This window comes from Pseudomonas sp. TYF_14 (assembly GCF_043105275.1).
In the GTDB taxonomy this organism is placed as follows: Bacteria; Pseudomonadota; Gammaproteobacteria; order Pseudomonadales; family Pseudomonadaceae; genus Aquipseudomonas; species Aquipseudomonas alloputida.
Genome location: NZ_JBICLK010000089.1, coordinates 144694 through 161802 on the forward strand (window position 1 = coordinate 144694; position 17109 = coordinate 161802).

18 protein-coding genes are annotated in these 17109 nt (G+C 62.2%); 7 read left to right on the plus strand and 11 right to left on the minus strand.

Going from position 1 to position 17109, the window contains the following annotated elements; genetic code table 11:
• The first annotated feature begins 493 nt into the window (after positions 1-493).
• Entirely contained in the window at positions 494-1858 is a 1365-nt protein-coding gene (locus ACF8O8_RS26200) for a glutamine synthetase family protein (protein ID WP_010955221.1), read from the plus strand.
• A 24-nt stretch (positions 1859-1882) separates the two neighbouring features.
• The gene (locus ACF8O8_RS26205; RefSeq protein ID WP_392510753.1) at positions 1883-3190 is read left to right on the plus strand and encodes an NAD(P)/FAD-dependent oxidoreductase; all 1308 of its coding nucleotides are present in this window, start codon (positions 1883-1885) and stop codon (positions 3188-3190) included.
• A 180-nt stretch (positions 3191-3370) separates the two neighbouring features.
• On the opposite strand, the gene fadD1 is transcribed toward ACF8O8_RS26205, so the two are convergent.
• Both fadD1 and fadD2 read right to left on the minus strand, forming a co-directional pair.
• A complete protein-coding gene (gene fadD1, locus ACF8O8_RS26210) occupies positions 3371-5068 on the minus strand; it encodes a long-chain-fatty-acid--CoA ligase FadD1 (protein ID WP_003254620.1) in 1698 nt (565 codons plus the stop codon).
• 319 nt (positions 5069-5387) lie between these two features.
• Entirely contained in the window at positions 5388-7076 is a 1689-nt protein-coding gene (gene fadD2 / locus ACF8O8_RS26215) for a long-chain-fatty-acid--CoA ligase FadD2 (protein ID WP_392510755.1), read from the minus strand.
• Positions 7077-7294: 218 nt separating this feature from the next.
• On the opposite strand from fadD2, the gene ACF8O8_RS26220 reads away from it, so the two are divergent.
• A complete protein-coding gene (locus ACF8O8_RS26220; protein ID WP_392510757.1) occupies positions 7295-8239 on the plus strand; it encodes an alpha/beta hydrolase in 945 nt (314 codons plus the stop codon).
• A gap of 34 nt (positions 8240-8273) precedes the next feature.
• Complete coding sequence (locus ACF8O8_RS26225; RefSeq protein ID WP_003254624.1) at positions 8274-8744, plus strand: MaoC family dehydratase; 471 nt, start codon at positions 8274-8276, stop codon at positions 8742-8744.
• 116 nt (positions 8745-8860) lie between these two features.
• Here the strand turns inward: ACF8O8_RS26225 and ACF8O8_RS26230 are convergent, their stop codons facing one another.
• The 5 genes from ACF8O8_RS26230 to ACF8O8_RS26250 all read right to left on the minus strand — a co-directional run bounded on the left by ACF8O8_RS26230 (position 8861) and on the right by ACF8O8_RS26250 (position 12139).
• Complete coding sequence (locus ACF8O8_RS26230; RefSeq protein WP_049587004.1) at positions 8861-10099, minus strand: RNA polymerase sigma factor; 1239 nt, start codon at positions 10097-10099, stop codon at positions 8861-8863.
• A complete protein-coding gene (locus ACF8O8_RS26235) occupies positions 10099-10584 on the minus strand; it encodes an SRPBCC family protein (protein ID WP_010955227.1) in 486 nt (161 codons plus the stop codon). The genes ACF8O8_RS26230 and ACF8O8_RS26235 overlap by 1 nt, the downstream gene beginning before the upstream one ends.
• Positions 10585-10605: 21 nt before the next feature.
• A complete protein-coding gene (locus ACF8O8_RS26240) occupies positions 10606-10950 on the minus strand; it encodes a YciI family protein (RefSeq protein WP_010955228.1) in 345 nt (114 codons plus the stop codon).
• 44 nt (positions 10951-10994) lie between these two features.
• Positions 10995-11420 carry a nuclear transport factor 2 family protein gene (locus ACF8O8_RS26245; RefSeq protein WP_010955229.1) on the minus strand — a complete coding sequence of 142 codons (426 nt, stop codon included), beginning with the start codon at positions 11418-11420 and terminating at the stop codon, positions 10995-10997.
• A gap of 461 nt (positions 11421-11881) precedes the next feature.
• Complete coding sequence (locus ACF8O8_RS26250) at positions 11882-12139, minus strand: DUF2790 domain-containing protein (RefSeq protein ID WP_003254632.1); 258 nt, start codon at positions 12137-12139, stop codon at positions 11882-11884.
• Between the two features lie 318 nt (positions 12140-12457).
• Here ACF8O8_RS26250 and ACF8O8_RS26255 point away from each other — a divergent pair, with 318 nt between their 5' ends.
• Entirely contained in the window at positions 12458-12862 is a 405-nt protein-coding gene (locus tag ACF8O8_RS26255; RefSeq protein WP_392510759.1) for a GNAT family N-acetyltransferase, read from the plus strand.
• On the opposite strand, the gene def is transcribed toward ACF8O8_RS26255, so the two are convergent.
• From def to ACF8O8_RS26270, 3 genes are all read right to left on the minus strand, one after another.
• Positions 12817-13353 (minus strand): peptide deformylase, encoded by a 537-nt coding sequence (gene def, locus ACF8O8_RS26260; protein WP_010955231.1) that lies wholly within the window; start codon positions 13351-13353, stop codon positions 12817-12819. The genes ACF8O8_RS26255 and def overlap by 46 nt on opposite strands.
• Positions 13353-14309: a YihY/virulence factor BrkB family protein gene (locus ACF8O8_RS26265; RefSeq protein WP_003254637.1), complete on the minus strand. Its 957-nt coding sequence runs from the start codon at positions 14307-14309 to the stop codon at positions 13353-13355. Before ACF8O8_RS26265 ends, def begins: the two co-directional genes overlap by 1 nt.
• A gap of 160 nt (positions 14310-14469) precedes the next feature.
• Positions 14470-14649: a CsbD family protein gene (locus ACF8O8_RS26270; protein ID WP_012051514.1), complete on the minus strand. Its 180-nt coding sequence runs from the start codon at positions 14647-14649 to the stop codon at positions 14470-14472.
• Between the two features lie 235 nt (positions 14650-14884).
• On the opposite strand from ACF8O8_RS26270, the gene ACF8O8_RS26275 reads away from it, so the two are divergent.
• Positions 14885-15265: a hypothetical protein gene (locus tag ACF8O8_RS26275; RefSeq protein ID WP_003254641.1), complete on the plus strand. Its 381-nt coding sequence runs from the start codon at positions 14885-14887 to the stop codon at positions 15263-15265.
• Between the two features lie 5 nt (positions 15266-15270).
• Here the strand turns inward: ACF8O8_RS26275 and ACF8O8_RS26280 are convergent, their stop codons facing one another.
• Positions 15271-16107 carry a S1 RNA-binding domain-containing protein gene (locus tag ACF8O8_RS26280; RefSeq protein ID WP_010955234.1) on the minus strand — a complete coding sequence of 279 codons (837 nt, stop codon included), beginning with the start codon at positions 16105-16107 and terminating at the stop codon, positions 15271-15273.
• Between the two features lie 130 nt (positions 16108-16237).
• Between ACF8O8_RS26280 and ACF8O8_RS26285 the strand changes: the two genes are divergently transcribed.
• On the plus strand, positions 16238-17098 hold the full coding sequence (locus ACF8O8_RS26285; protein ID WP_392510761.1) for a DUF6279 family lipoprotein: 861 nt from the start codon (positions 16238-16240) through the stop codon (positions 17096-17098).
• The last annotated feature ends 11 nt before the right edge of the window (positions 17099-17109 follow it).

The window sequence follows — 17109 nt, forward strand, 5'->3', positions numbered from 1 at the left end:
AGTGATGCAGGTGAGCCTGCTTTTTCATGATCGGCATTCGGAAAGTCGGGCGATTGTCGCAGATTTGCGGATTCTCTGCTGCCTGCACGCTCCCTGTGGAAGCGGCCTTGTGTCGCGATAGGGCCGCAAGGCCGCTTCCACTTTGACCGTGATGCTTTCAACACGAATGTTTAGCCAAGTGCAATGTAAAGGTTGCCATTCACTGCTTTAATCAACCTTACGCCGCATGTGAGTATCAAAGGCATGACTCCCGCCCAGCCTATCGCCCCACCGTCGTCCCGCCCTTCGCTACCGAAGGCCCGGAGCCGTGCCGGGGAAAATCCGCTGGTCCACATCATCCTCGCCTTCTGGGCCTTGTGGCACTGCCGTCACGCGCGCCCACCGGACACCTCGCTCACGCCATTGTGACCAAACCCGGCCAGCGTCTGGCCGTTTGACTCAACTGGGCCGCCTGCTTGCGCGGTGGCCCTGCGCGCCTATGAGCGAATTGATCATGCACTTTGCCCCTGTAGAGCAGGCTACCCGTTTTCTGGCCGACAACCCCGATATCGAGCTGTTCGAACTGTTCATCCTCGACGCCAACGGTGTGCCACGCGGCAAGCTGTTGCACCGCGAGGAACTGCTGGCCGTGTACCAGACAGGCCGGCCACTGCCCAGCACCATCCTTGGCCTGACCCTCAACGGCGACGACGTGGAAAACTCCGGCCTGGTGTGGGACGTAGGCGATATCGACTGCCGTGCCTACCCGCTGGACGGCAGCCTGGTGCGGCTGCCCTGGCGCCGGGTGCCAACCGCTGCAGTGCAGGTGAGCATGCACCCCAGCGAGGGGCTGCCGGCCAGCATCGCTGACCCACGCCATGTGCTGCTGCGCACCATCGAAGCGTTGAAGGCCGATGGTTACCACCCGGTGATGGCCTGCGAGCTGGAGTTCTACCTGCTTGACCAGCAGCGTGATGCCCAGGGCCGCCCACAACCGGCACTGGACAACGATGGCGGTCGCCCACGCAGCACCCAGGTCTATGGCCTGCGCGAACTGGAGCAGATCGAACCGTTCCTCGCCGACCTGTACGCTGCCTGCAAGGCCCAAGGCATCCCGGCGCGCACGGCCATTTCCGAGTACGCCCCCGGCCAGGTGGAAATCACCCTGGAGCATGGCGATGCGCTGCAGGCGATGGACCAGGCGGTGCGCTACAAGCGCTTGGTAAAAGGTGTGGCCCATGCCCACGGCATGCAGGCCTGCTTCATGGCCAAGCCATTCGCCCAACTGGCCGGCACCGGCATGCACATGCACCTGAGCCTGGCCGACAGCGCCGGCAACAACCTGTTCGCCAGCGAAGACAAGGCCGGCACCCCGCTGCTGCGCCAGGCCGTGGCCGGCATGCTGCGCCACCTGCGCGACTCGCTGCTACTGTTCTGCCCCAACGCCAACTCCTTCCGCCGCTTCCAGGCCAACAGCTATGCGCCCCTGGCGCCAACCTGGGGCGTGGACAACCGCACCGTGAGCCTGCGTGTGCCAGGAGGCCCTGCCAACAGCCGCCATGTGGAGCACCGCATCTGTGGCGCGGATGCCAACCCTTACCTGGCTGCAGCGGCGATCCTTGCTGCCAGCCACTGGGGCATCCGCGAACAGCTTGACCCAGGCGCGCCCGTTGAAGGCAACGGCTATGCCCAGGCCACCGAACACCTGCCCACTGACTGGCTGACCGCACTCGACGCCCTGCAACATTCCGATTGGGCCCGTGAAGCATTGGGCGAAGACTTCCTTGGCGTGTACCTGAAGGTCAAGCGCGCCGAGTACCGCCAGTTCATGGCCGAAGTCAGCGAGCAGGACTGGCGCTGGTACCTGCACCAGGCCTGAGCCCCTAAATAACAAGGAACACCCATGAACGCAGCATTGAACAACGGCCCGGCGCAGCGCGCGCCGTCCTACTACAGCGCCACCCTCAACGACCACACTGCGTACCCGCAACTCAAGGGCACGGTGCAGGTGGATGTGGCGATCATCGGCGGTGGCTTTACGGGCGTGGCCACGGCGGTTGAACTGGCCGAGCGCGGCCTGAAGGTCGCCATCGTCGAAACCAACCGTATCGGCTGGGGCGCCAGCGGGCGCAACGGCGGCCAGGTCACCGGCAGCCTGTCGGGCGACGAGGCCATGCGCTCGCAGATGCGCAACCACCTGGGCGCCGAAGTGGACGATTTCATCTGGCACTTGCGCTGGCGCGGGCACCAGGTGATCGAGCAGCGCGTGGCGCGCTATGGCATCGATTGCGACCTCAAGCGTGGCCACCTGCATGCAGCCATGAAGCCTTCGCACATGAACGAGCTGCGTGCGTTCGAGGCCGAAGCACAGCGCCGCGGCATGGGCGAGCAGGTGCAACTGCTCGACCGCGCTGCAGTGGCCGAGCATCTGCAAAGCCCGCTTTATCTGGGTGCGTTGAAGAACCTGCGCAACCTGCACCTGCACCCACTCAACCTGTGCCTGGGCGAAGCCCGTGCCGCGCATGGCCTGGGTGCACTGATATTCGAAAATTCCGAAGTACTGGACATCGTCCATGGCCCGCGCCCGGCGGTGGTTACCGCCCACGGCCGGGTGGAGGCACGCCAGGTGATGTTGGCCGGCGATGTGTATCACAAGCTCGAAAAGCGCCAGCTCAAGGGCAAGATCTTCCCGGCCATGGGCGGTATCGTCACCACCGCGCCGCTGGGTGAGCTGGCCGAGCAGATCAACCCCCAGGACCTGGCGGTGTACGACTGCCGCTTCGTCCTCGACTACTACCGCCTGACGGCCGACAAGCGCCTGCTGTTCGGCGGCGGCGCCAACTACTCAGGCAAGGATTCACGCGACATCGAAGGCGAATTGCGCCCCTGCATCGAACGCACCTTCCCGGCATTGAAGGGGGTGCCGATCGAGTTCCAGTGGAGCTGCGCCATGGGCATCGTGGTCAACCGCATTCCGCAGCTGGGCAAGCTGTCGGACAACGTGTGGTATTGCCAGGGTTACTCGGGGCACGGCATTGCCACCAGCCACATCATGGGCGAGATCATGGCCGAAGCGTTGACCGGCACGCTGGAGAAGTTCGACACCTTCGCCCAGTGCAAGCATGTGCGGGTGCCGATGGGGGACTTGCTGGGGAACCCGCTGCTGGCGGCGGGGATGTGGTATTACCAGATGCTCGAGAAGCTGCGCTGAGTTGCGCCTACAGGGGCTCACAGTGTCTGAAGACGGCGCCGCATCTTATTGTGGGGCCTTGTGTCGCGAAAGGGGCGCAAAGCGCCCCCAGCCATTGTTGCATCGCCGCCGAAATCCCAGGGCCGCTTCGCGGCCCTTTCGCGACACGAGGTAGCTCCCACTGAGCGTGCAGGCTCGTGGTCAGGCGATCTTCTTCAAGCCTTGCTTCTTGAGCTCTTCGTCACGCAGTTCGCGGCGCAGGATCTTGCCCACGTTGGTGGTAGGCAGCGAATCGCGGAACTCGATGTGGCGCGGTACCTTGTAGCCGGTAACGTTGGCACGCATGTGCTCCATCACCTGCTCCTTGGTCACGGTCATGCCCGGCTTGACCACGATGAAGACCTTGATCACTTCACCCGACTTCTCGTCCGGCACACCGATGGCAGCGCACTGCAGCACGCCCGGCAAGGCCGCCAATACGTCTTCCAGCTCGTTGGGGTACACGTTGAAGCCTGAGACCAGGATCATGTCTTTCTTGCGGTCGACGATGCGCATGTAGCCGTCCGCCTGGATCACGGCGATGTCACCGGTCTTCAGCCAGCCTTCGCTGTCGAGAATCTCAGCCGTGGCGTCTTCACGCTGCCAGTAGCCCTTCATCACCTGCGGGCCCTTCACACACAGCTCGCCCACTTCGCCAAGCGGCAGCTCATTGCCGGCGTCGTCGATGACCTTGCACAAGGTCGACGGCACCGGAATACCGATGGTGCCCACCTGGTTCGCTTCCGACGGGTTCACCGCCGCCACCGGGCTGGTTTCGGTCATGCCGTAGCCTTCGCAGATGGCGCAACCGGTAACGGCCTTCCAGCGCTCGGCCACGCTTAGCTGCAAGGCCATGCCGCCCGACAGGGTGATTTTCAGCGCCGAGAAATCCAGGGCTCGGAACGCCTCGTTATTGCACAGGGCAACGAACAGGGTGTTGAGGCCCACAAAGCCGCTGAACTTCCACTTGCCCAGTTCCTTGACCATCGCCGGCAAGTCTCGCGGGTTGCTAATCAGCACGTTGTGGTTGCCGATCAGCATCATCGCCATGCAATGGAAGGTAAACGCATAGATGTGGTACAGCGGCAGCGGGGTGATGAGGATTTCGCAGCCTTCGTGCAGGTTGGCGCCCATCAGTGCCCGGCACTGCAGCATGTTGGCCACCAGGTTGCGGTGGGTCAGCATGGCGCCTTTGGCCACGCCGGTGGTACCGCCGGTGTATTGCAGCACCGCCACGTCGTTGGCCTGCGGATTGGCCTCGGTCACTGGCTGGCCCTTGCCCAGCGCCAGGGCGTCATTGAAACGCACGGCCTGCGGCAGGTTGTAGGCCGGCACCATCTTCTTCACGTACTTGATCACGCTGTTGATCAGCAGGCGCTTGAGTGGCGGCAGCAGGTCGGCCACTTCGGTGACGATAACGTGCCTGACCTGGGTTTTAGGCACCACTTTCTCGGCCAGGTGAGCCATGTTGGCCAGGCACACCAGGGCCTTGGCACCGGAGTCGTTGAACTGGTGCTCCATCTCCCGCGCGGTGTACAGCGGGTTGGTGTTGACCACGATCAGCCCGGCACGCATGGCACCGAAGACCGCGACCGGGTATTGCAGGACATTGGGCAGTTGCACGGCAATGCGGTCACCCGGCTTGAGGTCGGTATGCTGCTGCAGCCAGGCGGCAAACGCCCCCGACAACGCATACAACTCGCCATAAGTGATAGTCTTGCCCAGGTTGCTAAAGGCCGGTTTGTCGGCAAAGCGTTGGCAGGATTGCTTGAGTACCGCCTGGATATTGGGGAATTCGTCAGGATTGATTTCCGCCGTAATCCCGGCTGGGTACTTATCCTTCCAAAAATTTTCGATCATGGAAGCCCACTCCTTCAGCAACAGCGAAGTTCGATTCACGCGTCGATGCGCTTATTATTGATATGAGATGACGGTTCGTTGCAAACCGGATCATCTGGAAGCGGGCCGAGAGTAACAGCTTTGTCTGGGGTCGCCTAGAGGCCAAAACAGGCCTTGCGGTCACAAAAATGACTCAATGAACAATACAGGTCATTTTTAGAGTAATTATCCAAAATGTCGCAGATAAGGCTGTATACTGCCTGTTAGAGCGGTTTAAGGCATTCGCGGGTAAACCCGCTCCTACACTGGGCGGTGTAGGAGCGAAGACGCCATCCCCGTATCACGCTATATCGCGCAACTCCCGCCGCAAAATCTTGCCCACCGGCGTCATGGGCAACGATTCGCGCAGCACGATGTGCTTGGGTACTTTGTAGCCGGTGAAATTGGCCTTGCAGTAGGCCTTCAGCTCATCAACGCTCAGCCCCCCCTCGCGCGGCACCACGAACAGCTTGACCGCCTCGCCGGAACGCTCGTCCGGCACACCGATAGCCGCACAGTTGGCGACCTTGGGGTGCCCCATCACCACATCCTCGATTTCGTTGGGGTACACGTTGAAGCCCGAGACGATGATCATGTCCTTCTTGCGGTCGACGATGCGGGTGAAGCCGTCCGGGTCGATCACCGCGATATCACCGGTCTTGAACCAGCCTTCTGCATCCAGTGCCTGGGCCGTTGCCTCGGGCTGCTGCCAGTAACCCTTCATGACCTGCGGGCCTTTGATGCAAAGCTCGCCCCGCTCGCCCAGCGGCAGTTCGTTGCCATCATCATCGATGACCTTGAACGCAGTACCCGCCACGGGGATGCCCACCGTACCCAGACGCGCCAGCTGGCCATAGGGGTTGGTGCTGGCCACCGGCGAGGTCTCTGTCAGGCCATAGCCTTCAACGATGCGGCACCCGGTAAGGTCTTCCCAGCGCTCGGCGGTGGCCTTGACCAGCGCTGTGCCACCAGAGTTGGTGACCTTCAGCGCCGAGAAGTCCAGCTGACGGAAGCCCGGGTGGTCCATCAGTGCGACAAACAAGGTATTGAGGCCCAGCAAGGCAGAGAAACGCCACTTGCCCAGCTCCTTGATGAAGCCGGGAATATCCCGCGGGTTGGTAATCAGCACGTTATGGTTGCCGGTGACCATCATGCACATGCAATTCGCGGTGAAGGCATAGATGTGGTACAGCGGCAACGGCGCAATCATCACTTCCTGGCCGTCCTTCAGCAGCTTCTGCCCATCGGGGCCGTGCTGCGAGAAGCAGGCCAGCACCTGCAGCATGTTGGCCACCAGGTTGCCATGGGTGAGCATCGCGCCCTTGGCCAGGCCGGTGGTGCCGCCGGTGTACTGCAGCACAGCGATGTCATCGAGGTTCAGCGACACCGGTTTGGGCGACAGCCCGCGGCCCTCGCGCAGCACCTGCTTGAACGGCACCGCCTGGGGCAACTGGTAGGCCGGCACCATCTTCTTCAACTTGTCGACCACGGTGTTGACCAGCCAGCCCTTGGCGGCCGGCAGCAGGTCGCCCATCTTTGCCTCGATCAGGTACTCGATACCGGTATCGGGCAGCACCTCCTGCACGCGCTTGCCGAACATGTTCAGGTACACCAGCGCACGCGCGCCACTGTCCTTGAACTGGTGGCGCATCTCGCGCTCGGTGTACAACGGGTTGGTATTGACCACGATCAGCCCGGCGCGCATGGCACCGAATACGGCGATGGGGTACTGCAGCACATTGGGCATCTGCACGGCAATGCGCTCACCCGGTTTGAGGTCGGTGTGATGCTGCAACCAGGCAGCGAAGGCTGCCGAATGGCGCTCCAGTTCCGCGTAGCTGAGGGTCACGCCCAGGTTGCTGAACGCCGGGCGGTCGGCAAAGCGCTTGCAGGAGCGCTCGAACACCTCGACCACCGAGGCATAGGCATTGATGTCGATGGTGGAAGGCACGCCTGCCGGGCGCTTGTCATTCCAGAAGTCGGCTTGCATTTATTATTGTTCCTCTGCCTGGACCTGCACTGCGTCCTTTAGTCCTTTACCTGACCGCCTGCCGGCGAAAAGGCGTTGATTCGACGTTAGCAGGTAAAGCCAAGGTGGCATATACGCCAAGTGCCGCCATTAACATTGTGAATCTTATTTGTGCCCCTCCTGCAATCCGGCCGGTTGTGCATACACTGTTCGGGTAACTGCGCGCACAAGGACCCGCCATGCCCCACGACGCCTTCTGGCTGCCCGCCAGTGAGCACTGCAGCCTGTACGTACACCAATGGCTGCCGGCCAAACCGGTAAAGGCCGTGGTGCTGCTGGCTCATGGCATGGCCGAGCATGCCGGGCGCTACCAGCGCCTGGGCCAGGCCCTGAGCGAGGCCGGCTTTGCCCTGTTCGCTGCCGATCAGCGTGGCCACGGGCGCACTGCCGAGCTGGGCAACCTCGGCCTGTTCGCCCGCCATCATGGCTGGAATGCCGTGGTCAACGACCTGGGATGTGTGGCCCAGCATATCGGCCAGCAGTACCCGTGCACGCCACTGTTCCTGTTCGGCCACAGCATGGGCAGCTACATCGCCCAGGCCTACCTGCTGCATCACAGTGGCAGCCTGCACGGGGCTATCCTCAGCGGTTCCAACTACCAACCGGCCGTGCTGTACCGCTTTGCGCGGCTGATTGCCCGGCTGGAATCCTGGCGCCAGGGGCCACTGGGCAAGAGTGCACTGATCGAATGGTTGTCCTTCGGTTCGTTCAACAGCGCCTTCAAGCCCAATCGCACAGCCTTCGACTGGCTCAGCCGCGACCCGGGCGAGGTCGATCAGTACGTGAACGACCCGTTGTGCGGCTTTCGCTGCACCAACCAGTTGTGGCTCGATCTGCTGCAGGGCTTGGCGCAGATCAGTCAGCCGGGTAACCTCGCGCAGATCGATCCCAACCTGCCGATGCTGGTGATCGGCGGTGAATGTGATCCGGTCAGTGCCGGCAAGCGTCTCACCCATCTGGCCGACGCCCTGCGCGCGACCGGCAACCGACATGTACAGCTGCGCGTCTATCCTGAGGCGCGGCATGAAGTACTCAACGAAACCAACCGTGGCGAGGTCATCGCCGATATTCTCGGCTGGCTGGAACAGGCGCTGGCCCTTGGCCGCCCTGCGCGCAGTGAATGATAGCCGCCCTCGCCCAACGCTTAAGGAAGCCTCGATGTCCCAGGTCACCAACACGCCTTACGAAGCCCTCGAAGTCGGCCAGAAGGCCGAGTACAAGAAGTCCGTTGAAGAACGCGACATCCAGCTGTTCGCCGCGATGTCCGGTGACCACAACCCGGTTCACCTGGATGCCGAGTTCGCCGCCAAGAGCATGTTCCGCGAACGTATTGCCCATGGCATGTTCAGCGGCGCGCTGATCAGTGCGGCAGTGGCCTGCACCCTGCCTGGCCCTGGCACCATCTACCTGGGCCAGCAGATGAGCTTCCAGAAACCGGTGAAAATCGGCGACACCCTGACCGTGCGCCTGGAGATCCTCGAGAAGCTGCCCAAGTTCAAGGTGCGCATCGCCACCAATGTGTACAACCAGAACGACGAGCTGGTGGTCGCGGGTGAAGCCGAGATCCTGGCGCCGCGCAAGCAGCAGACCGTCGAGCTGGTATCGCCGCCGAACTTTGTGGCGAGCTGAAGTGTGATGCAGCCAGCCTCTTCTTCAAGGCTGCTCTCCTGGGTAACCCGCTAACGCGTTGATTTAGCAGGCACCCTGAGGGAGCGGGCTTGCCCACGAAGCGGCCGGCCCCCCCATCATTCGATAGCCTGCAAACGCCGCTCGATATGCCGCCGTTCAGGCGCCTGCCGGGTCAAGGCCAGCGCCTGCTGCCAGGCCGCACGCGCCTCTTGCACCTGTCCCAGCTGGCAATGCAACTCGGCGCGTGCCGCATGTGCCAGGTGATAGTCCAGCAATTCCCCCCGCGCCAGAATCCCTTCGACTTCCCGCAAGCCAGCCTCCGGCCCATCCCGCTTCGCCAGCGCCACCGCGCGGTTAAGCGCCACCACCGCTGATGGCCAATACCGCTGCAACACGTCATACAGCCCGACGATTTCTCCCCAGTCCGTCTCTTCAGCCGTCGCCGCTTCGGCATGCACGGCAGCAATCGCCGCCTGGACGGTATAGGCCCCGAATGCACGGCTCTGCAGGGCCTGGCGAACCAGAGCACAGCCCTCGGCAATGAACTGCCGGTCCCACAAGCTACGGTCCTGCTGCTCCAGAACCACCAAATCGCCTTGGCCATCGATGCGCGCCCGCTGCCGGGACGCCTGCAGCAACATCAACGCCAGCAGGCCGACCGCCTCCGGGTCGGGCAGCAACTGCACCAGCAACCGCGCCAGGCGAATGGCTTCATCGCTCAGCGCCTGCTGCAGCAGTGTCTCGCCCGATGACGCCGAATAGCCCTCGTTGAACACCAGGTAGATCACCCGCAACACGCTTTCCAGGCGCTCGGGCAGTTCACTCAGCTCCGGTACCTGGTACGGTATGCCCGCGTCACGGATCTTGGCCTTGGCGCGCACGATACGCTGGGCGATGGTGGCCGGGCTTTGCAGAAAGGCGCGGGCGATCTGCTCGGTGGTCAGGTCGCAGACTTCGCGAAGCGTCAACGGCACCTGAGCGTCGGCCGACAGGGCCGGATGGCAACAGGTGAAGATCAGCCGCAGGCGGTCATCCGCCAGCAGCTCTTCTTCACTGGGGTCCTGCGCCTGACCCTCCAGCAGCATGCTCAAGTCAGCCTGGGAGCGGTCGAAGCGGACGCGCCGGCGCAGCGCGTCAATGGCCTTGAAGCGCCCGACAGAAACCAGCCACGCTCGCGGGTTGGCGGGGATACCGTCGCGTTGCCAGCGTTCGACGGCAATGAAGAAGGCATCATGCATGGCCTCCTCGGCCAGGTCGAAATCACCCAGCAAGCGGATCAGTGTCGCCAGTATGCGCCGCGACTCCTGCCGGTACACAGCCTCGACTTCGGCACGCACCTGGGCCAGTGCGGCCATCAGTCGGGCATCCGCTGGGTCACCACCTCCACCAGGCGGTCCAGGCTTTCTCCCCAGCCCTGGTGGAAGCCCATTTCTTCATGGGCCCGGCAGTCGGTGGCATTCCAGTGCCAGGCACGGGCGGTGTAGCGGGTTTTGCCCTGTTCCTCGTCAAAGCTGATCACGGCGGTCATGAAGGCCTTGTCCGACGGTACCCAACCGGGGCCGAAGGCATCGGTGAACACCAGCCGGCGTGGCGCGGCAATTTCCAGAAAGACGCCCTGGTTGGGGTACTCGCAGCCATCCGGCGCGCGCATCAGGGTGCGAAACAGGCCACCGGCCCACAGTTGCATCTCACACTCCGGGGTGGTCATGCCGTGCGGCCCCCACCACTGCATCAGCCACTGGGGTTCGGTCCAGGCGCGAAATACCTTGGCCGGTGGTGCGTCGATCAGGCGGCTGATGGACAACTCGTGTTGCGCCTGGGCAATGGGTGCAAGGCTCATGCTGATGGTTCTCCTTGGCTGTCAGGGTTGCAGCTCGCGCACTGGTCGCACCTCGACACTACCGACCCGCGCGGCAGGGATGCCCTTGGCGATATTCAGCGCTTCGTTGAGGTCGCGGGCCTCCACCAGGTAAAAGCCCGCCAGTTGCTCCTTGGTTTCGGCGAACGGGCCGTCTGTCAGGCTCATGTGTCCGTTGCGCATGCGTACCGTGGTGGCCGTCTGCACCGGCTTCAGCGCCTCGGCCGCCAGCATGCGCCCGGAACCGTGAATGGCTTCGGCGTAGGCCATGCATTCGGCGTCTGCCGGGCTGTCGGGCAGGCTGTGCAACAGCCCCTCGTCACAATAGACCAGGCACAGGTATTTCATGGTCGCCTCCAGGGTATTGGCAAAGTGCGTTTGGCGATAACGGCTCAGGGCTTGAGATCAAACAGCGCTTTTTGCGTTTCCATGTCGAAAGGCGCCGACCAGTGTTCGTGGATTACCTGCCACTGGCCGCCTTGACGACGATAGCCCACCGTGGCGCGCATGAAGCCGCACTGGCTTTCGTCGTCGCCCGGGCCGCAGCGGTTCAGCCAATGGGCCAGGGCCAGATCGCCAGCGGCGTGCACGGTGAGTTGGGCAAGTTCGAACACCATGGGGCCGGTGCACATGCCCATGCACATTTCCCAGTGCGCCGTGTAGGCCGACTTGCCTTTGAATTGCAGAGCCTGGATGGCATCGAAGGCGACGATATCGTCGGCGTAGGGGGCGATGATGCCCGGGATGTCGCGATCGCGCACGGCTTGCATCCAGCGCTCGATCAATTGGCGGATTTCGGATTCGGCTGCGGTGCTCATCGGGGGTCCTCCGACAGGACAGGGTGTTTTGGCACACTGCGTGCGTGCCTTCACTTATGGTCGAACTGAGGGAGGGGGAATCGACAGTGGAGGAGAATATTTTGTCGGGGGCAGCTGAGAGCGTGCATCAGGGACTGCCTGGTGAATGTTCTCGGTGATTGGGCGCCTGGGAGATCGAGCGCCGCCCGCGCGGCGCATCGCGAGCAAGCTCGCTCCTACATTTGTTTCGGGCCAGTTATTCCTGAGGCAGAAGCGCGCGGCCCTTTGGCGTCCTCCTCGATATCGGGTGGAGCAAACAAGGCGGTCACGCGCGTAGGCACAGGCAATACTGGCCAGAAACAAATGTAGGAGCGAGCTTGCTCGCGATGCGCCGCGCGGGCGGCGCTCGATCCCACGGACGGTGAAAATGCTGCGGCGATCACATGGAAGCCCGCAGCAACTTTCATCGCACTACCTAGCTATCACCCCTGCTGGCAACCTTCCCCCATGGCCCGGTACTGAATGGTGTGCACCTGGCCCTGATGGTCTTCATAGGTCATGGTCGCAGGTACCACTTCGCAGACATTGGGGATGGTCGACAGGTTGATCACCCGCTTGATGTCCAGGTTCATCGAGTAGTCGTACTGCTGAGCCACAGGCTCGCTGGAGACGGGTTTGGCCTCATCGGCGAGGGCGAACGAGGACATACCGACCAATGCAAGAATCAGTAATGGTTTCATGTGGTTTTGCCTTTTGAGCGTTCAAGCTGATCGATTGACTTCTATTGCCGTATCCGGCGCGGAGAAGTTGTCATCTAGGGTCTAGATGGCACGAAGTACCGATCCCGCTTCGTACTGCCAGGGGGGATGAACAAAATTCTACTCCCGGCCAGCAATAGTTGAACCCCGTAGTCGGATATTCACCCTTGCCGGTTTTGCAACAATCTGCGACAAAGTGGCCGCAAATCATCAGGCCAGAGCCTCTGGCCTCGTTTCAGGGTAGGGCTCACCATTTCTGAACAATTGTCCTGTTCGACGCTTTCGGACACAGAACGCCGTTTGCTGGACCACTTCTACCGCCAGCACAGCTCACGCATGCGCGCTGCAAGCGACGCCGAACTGTGGGTAGCACGGGCCCCTGGCATCATCGCCGGGCTGAGCCTGAGTGCGGTGGGTGAGGGATTCTGGCTGACGGGCTTGTTCGTCGCCCCGCAGCGGCGCAACCAAGGGGTGGCTGCGCGATTGGTCGAGACCGCGCTGGCGCAGGTTGACGGGCCCGTCTGGCTGTTCTGTCACCCCGACCTGATGCCCTTCTACCAGCGCCTGGGTTTCGACCTGGCCCAACAACTGCCAGAAGCCCTGGCCAGCCGCCTGCTACGCTATCAGCGCAACAAACGCCTGGTAGCCCTGCAGCGAGGTCAGTCCTCGCTGACCTCGAGCCCAGGGAACAGCACCTCGGTGTAGCCGAACTTGGCAAAGTCCTGGATGCGCGAGGGGTATAGCCGGCCGATCAAGTGGTCGCACTCGTGTTGCACCACTCGTGCATGGAAGCCATCGGCAAAGCGGTTGATCGGGCTGCCCTGGGGGTCGATCCCTTGGTAGCAGATATGCTTGAAGCGCGGCACCACGCCGCGCAAGCCAGGCACCGACAGACACCCCTCCCAGCCGTCCTCGACCTCGCTGGAGGTCGGGGTGATGACCGGATTCAGCAGAATGGTCTGCGGCACCGCCTCGGCATCGGGGTATCGCTCGCTGCGCTCGAAGCCGAAGATCACCAACTGCAGGTCGATGCCGACCTGCGGGGCTGCCAGGCCCACACCGCCGACGTGACGCATGGTTTCGAACATGTCGTCGATCAGTTGCTGCAGTTCGGCACTGCCAAGCATGTGCTCGGGCACTGGCGGAGCGATGCGCAGCAGGCGTTCGTCGCCCATCTTGAGAATGTCACGGATCATCAGGGGTTCGGCTCGACGCTATGAGGCTTGCTCGGGTTTGGGTGCTCGTGACCCAGTACAGTCAAGGTTTCCTTGGGCTTTTCCCCGTCGAAGTCTTTCTCGCCCGGGTTCTTGCCTTCGGCTGACATGTGCTCGATCACCGCATTCATTTCGGCGCCGAGCAGCAGCACGGCAGCCGAAATATAGAAATACAGCAACAGCACGATGATTGCACCAATGCTGCCGTACATGGCGTTGTAGTCGGCAAAGGTCTTCACGTAGTAGGCAAAGCCCAGGGAGGCCACGATCCACACCACAACCGCCAGCACCGAGCCCGGGGTGATGAAGCGAAACTGCTGTTTCACATCAGGCATCACGTAATAGATCAGGGCCACTGCCACCATTAGCAGAATGATGATCACCGGCCAGCGCAGGATGGTCCACAGTGTGACGATGAACTCCTGCATGCCGATCTGGGCGGCTATCCATTCCATCACCTGCGGGCCCAGCACCATCAGCGCTGCGGCCGCCAGCAGCATGCCAGCCAGGCCCACGGTGTAGAAAATGGAAAGCGGGATACGCTTCCACACCGGGCGCCCTTCGGGCACATCGTAAGCGGCGTTCATGGCGCTCATCATCAAGCGCACGCCGGCGGAGGCGGTCCACAGGGCGATCACGATACCCACCGACAGCAGCCCACCCTTGGATTGTTGCAGCTGGTCGATCACCGGGTTCACCTGCTCCAGCGCCTGGGGCGGCAACACCAGTTCCGATTGCAGACGCAGCCAGGAGAAAAAGTCCGGCAAATGTAGGAAACCGATCAGGGCAATCAGGAACAACAGGAAGGGGAATAGCGAGAACAGCGCCTGGTAGGCCAGCGCTGAGGCATAGGTGGACATCTCGTCGTCGAGGAATTCCTTGACGGTGCGAACCAGCACGCGGTGCAGGGGCAAGCCGCGCAGGTCGGGGAAAATCATAGCGTCTCCTTTCGCCGCTTGATCGTTACACAGGCAAGTCTAATAGACCATGCCCGAGCTGTGCTGCTCCCGGCCGTGATTGAAGAATTTGCTTACGAATAGTGCCGGCCTCTACGCGGGTTTACCCGCCAGAGACCGGCACAGGCCGCCTCACCTCAAGTCAAGGCTTCTTCACCGCATCCTTCACATTGCCCTTTACCTGCTGCGCCTCGCCTTTAAGCTCCTGCGCCTTGCCTTCAGCCCGCAGCTTGTCGTTGTCGGTCACCTTGCCAACACCCTGTTTCACGTTGCCGATCGCTTCGTTGGCCAAGCCTTTCGCTTTGTCTTTAGTACCGCTCATGGCAAAACTCCTGCAAATGGAGACACGTGAACCGTGTCGACAGTAGGTTGACCCAACGCCTGGGCCAGGAGTTTCAACGGATTTTCCGGCCAGAAGCCGAACGGTAAAACGCCAGGCGAATACCGCCCAAGCCCGCGAGGAGGCCGGCACGGGCACCGCAAGTCACAAACCTTGCCCCGCCCCGTGCCACCCCTCACAATGCAGGCCTTCATAGCGTCAACGCGCAGGAACCTGCATGAAACTCGACAAACCCGCCGCCATCGCCCGGCGCAACGAAGCACTGGCCCGGCCGGTGCTGACCAGCAGCAACACCCTGTTCGCCATCCTGGACAACAAACGCAACCTGTGGTGGTTCGAAGTGCCGGTGGCACTGCTGGGCAAGGGCCAGGCCGACTGGGTCAACCTGCTGCTGCACACGCCGGAAAGCGATGAGCTGCAGCACCTGAAGGTGCCCACCAATTTCCTCAAGGCTCACCTTGAGCAAATGGAAGTGCGCAAGCCTGGCAAGCGCCGCTCCACCATCAGCCTGGCCCTCAGCGCCGACCGTGACTCGCTGCTGCGCGACACCCGTCCGGGTGGCGAGCAGCTGGACTTCCGCAACTTCGTACAGGCGTAAGGCCGTCAGGCTTTCTCGATGCGATCGTCATGGATGACGATCAGGCCCTGCTTGAACAACCCGCCAATGGCCTTCTTGAAGTTGCCCTTGCTGACGTTGAACAGCTTGCTGATCAACGCAGGGTCACTCTTGTCGCACACCCCCAACACCCCGCCTTCGGCTTCCAGGCGCGCCATGATCTGCTCTTGCAGGGTGTCCGCCAGGGCGGCGCCTACCGGCTGCAGGCTCAGTGAAATCTTGCCGTCCTGGCGCACTTCCTTGATGAAGCCCTTCTCGTGCATGCCCGAGCGCAAGAACTTGAACACCTCGTTCTTGTGGATCAGGCCCCAGTGGCGGTTGTTGATGATGGCCTTGAAACCCATCGGCGTTTCGCCGGCCACCAGCAGCTCGACCGGCTGGCCAACCTTGTAGTCGGCCGGGGTGACATCGAGGTAGCGGTCCAGGCGCGACGTGGCAGTGATCCGGCGGGTGCGCTTGTCGAGGTACACGTGCACCACGCAGTAATCGCCGATCTTCAGTGGCCGTGCCTCTTCCGAGTACGGCATCAGCAAGTCCTTGGACAGGCCCCAGTCCAGGAAGATACCGGCACCGTTGATGTCCTTGACCTTCAGGCTGGCGAACTCGCCAACCTGCACCTTGGGCTTCTCGGTGGTGGCGATCAGCTGGTCTTCGCTGTCCAGGTAGATGAACACGTTCAACCAGTCATCGACCTCGGTCTCGGCGTTTTTCGGGATGTAGCGCCCGGGCAACAGGATTTCGCCATCGGCGCCGCCGTCCAGGTACAGACCGAAGTCCACGTGTTTCACGATTTGCAAACTGTTGTAACGCCCAAGCAGAGCCATTTCCGATGATCCTCAAGACAAGGCGGCTATTCTACACCTGAAGCCACCACATGGCCCGACCACTCATGCAGTGGAACCGCCAGGCCGCACTTGCATCTACCTTCTGGCCAGCCTGAGGAAGGAACAGCACATGCCGCTACGCCTGCCCAAAGCCCTGCTTATCGCCATCGGCTTCGCCCTGGCCTTGGCCGCCTGCAGCCGCATCGACCTGGCCTATCGCAACCTCGACCGCCTGGTGCCGTGGTCGCTGAGCGACTACCTGGACATGAACCGCGAGCAAAGGGCGCTGCTGGATGATCGGTTGCGCGAGCACCTGGCCTGGCATTGCAAGACTCAACTGCCCGGCTACCTCGACTGGCTCGACCGGCTACGTGACATGGTCGCCGACGACCAGGTCACCGACCAGGCCCTGCAGCAAAGCACCCGCGAGGTCCGTGAGGCAATTGGTCGAGTGGCCGAGGAAATCACCCCTTCGGCCACCGAACTGCTGCGCGGCATGAGCGACGACCAGGTAGCGCAGATGCGTGAAGCCTTCCGCGATGACATCAGTGAGCGGCAAAAGCAGTATGTGGATACGCCATTGCCCAAGCAGATGGCCCGCCGTAGCGAGCGCATGGAAAAACGCCTGACGCCATGGTTTGGCGAGTTGACGGCGGTACAGAAGCAACGCATCCAGGCCTGGTCTCAAGCGCTGGGTGACCAGAACCGTGAATGGATCGCCAACCGTGCCCACTGGCAGCAGCAACTGCTGTTGGCAATGAACCAGCGCAACGACTCCAGCTTCGAACCGCGCCTGGCGACCTTGTTGCAGCGCAAGGAGAGTTTGTGGACACCCGAGTACCGGGCGGCGTATCGGAATAGCGAGCAGCAGGCACGCAGCCTGCTGGTGGACCTGGTGCGGCAAAGCACCCCGCAACAGCGGCGGTTCCTGCAGGAACGGCTGAGCAAGGTGCGTACCCATTTGAGCGAGATGAAGTGTTTGAAGGCGTGACAGGCCTGTTC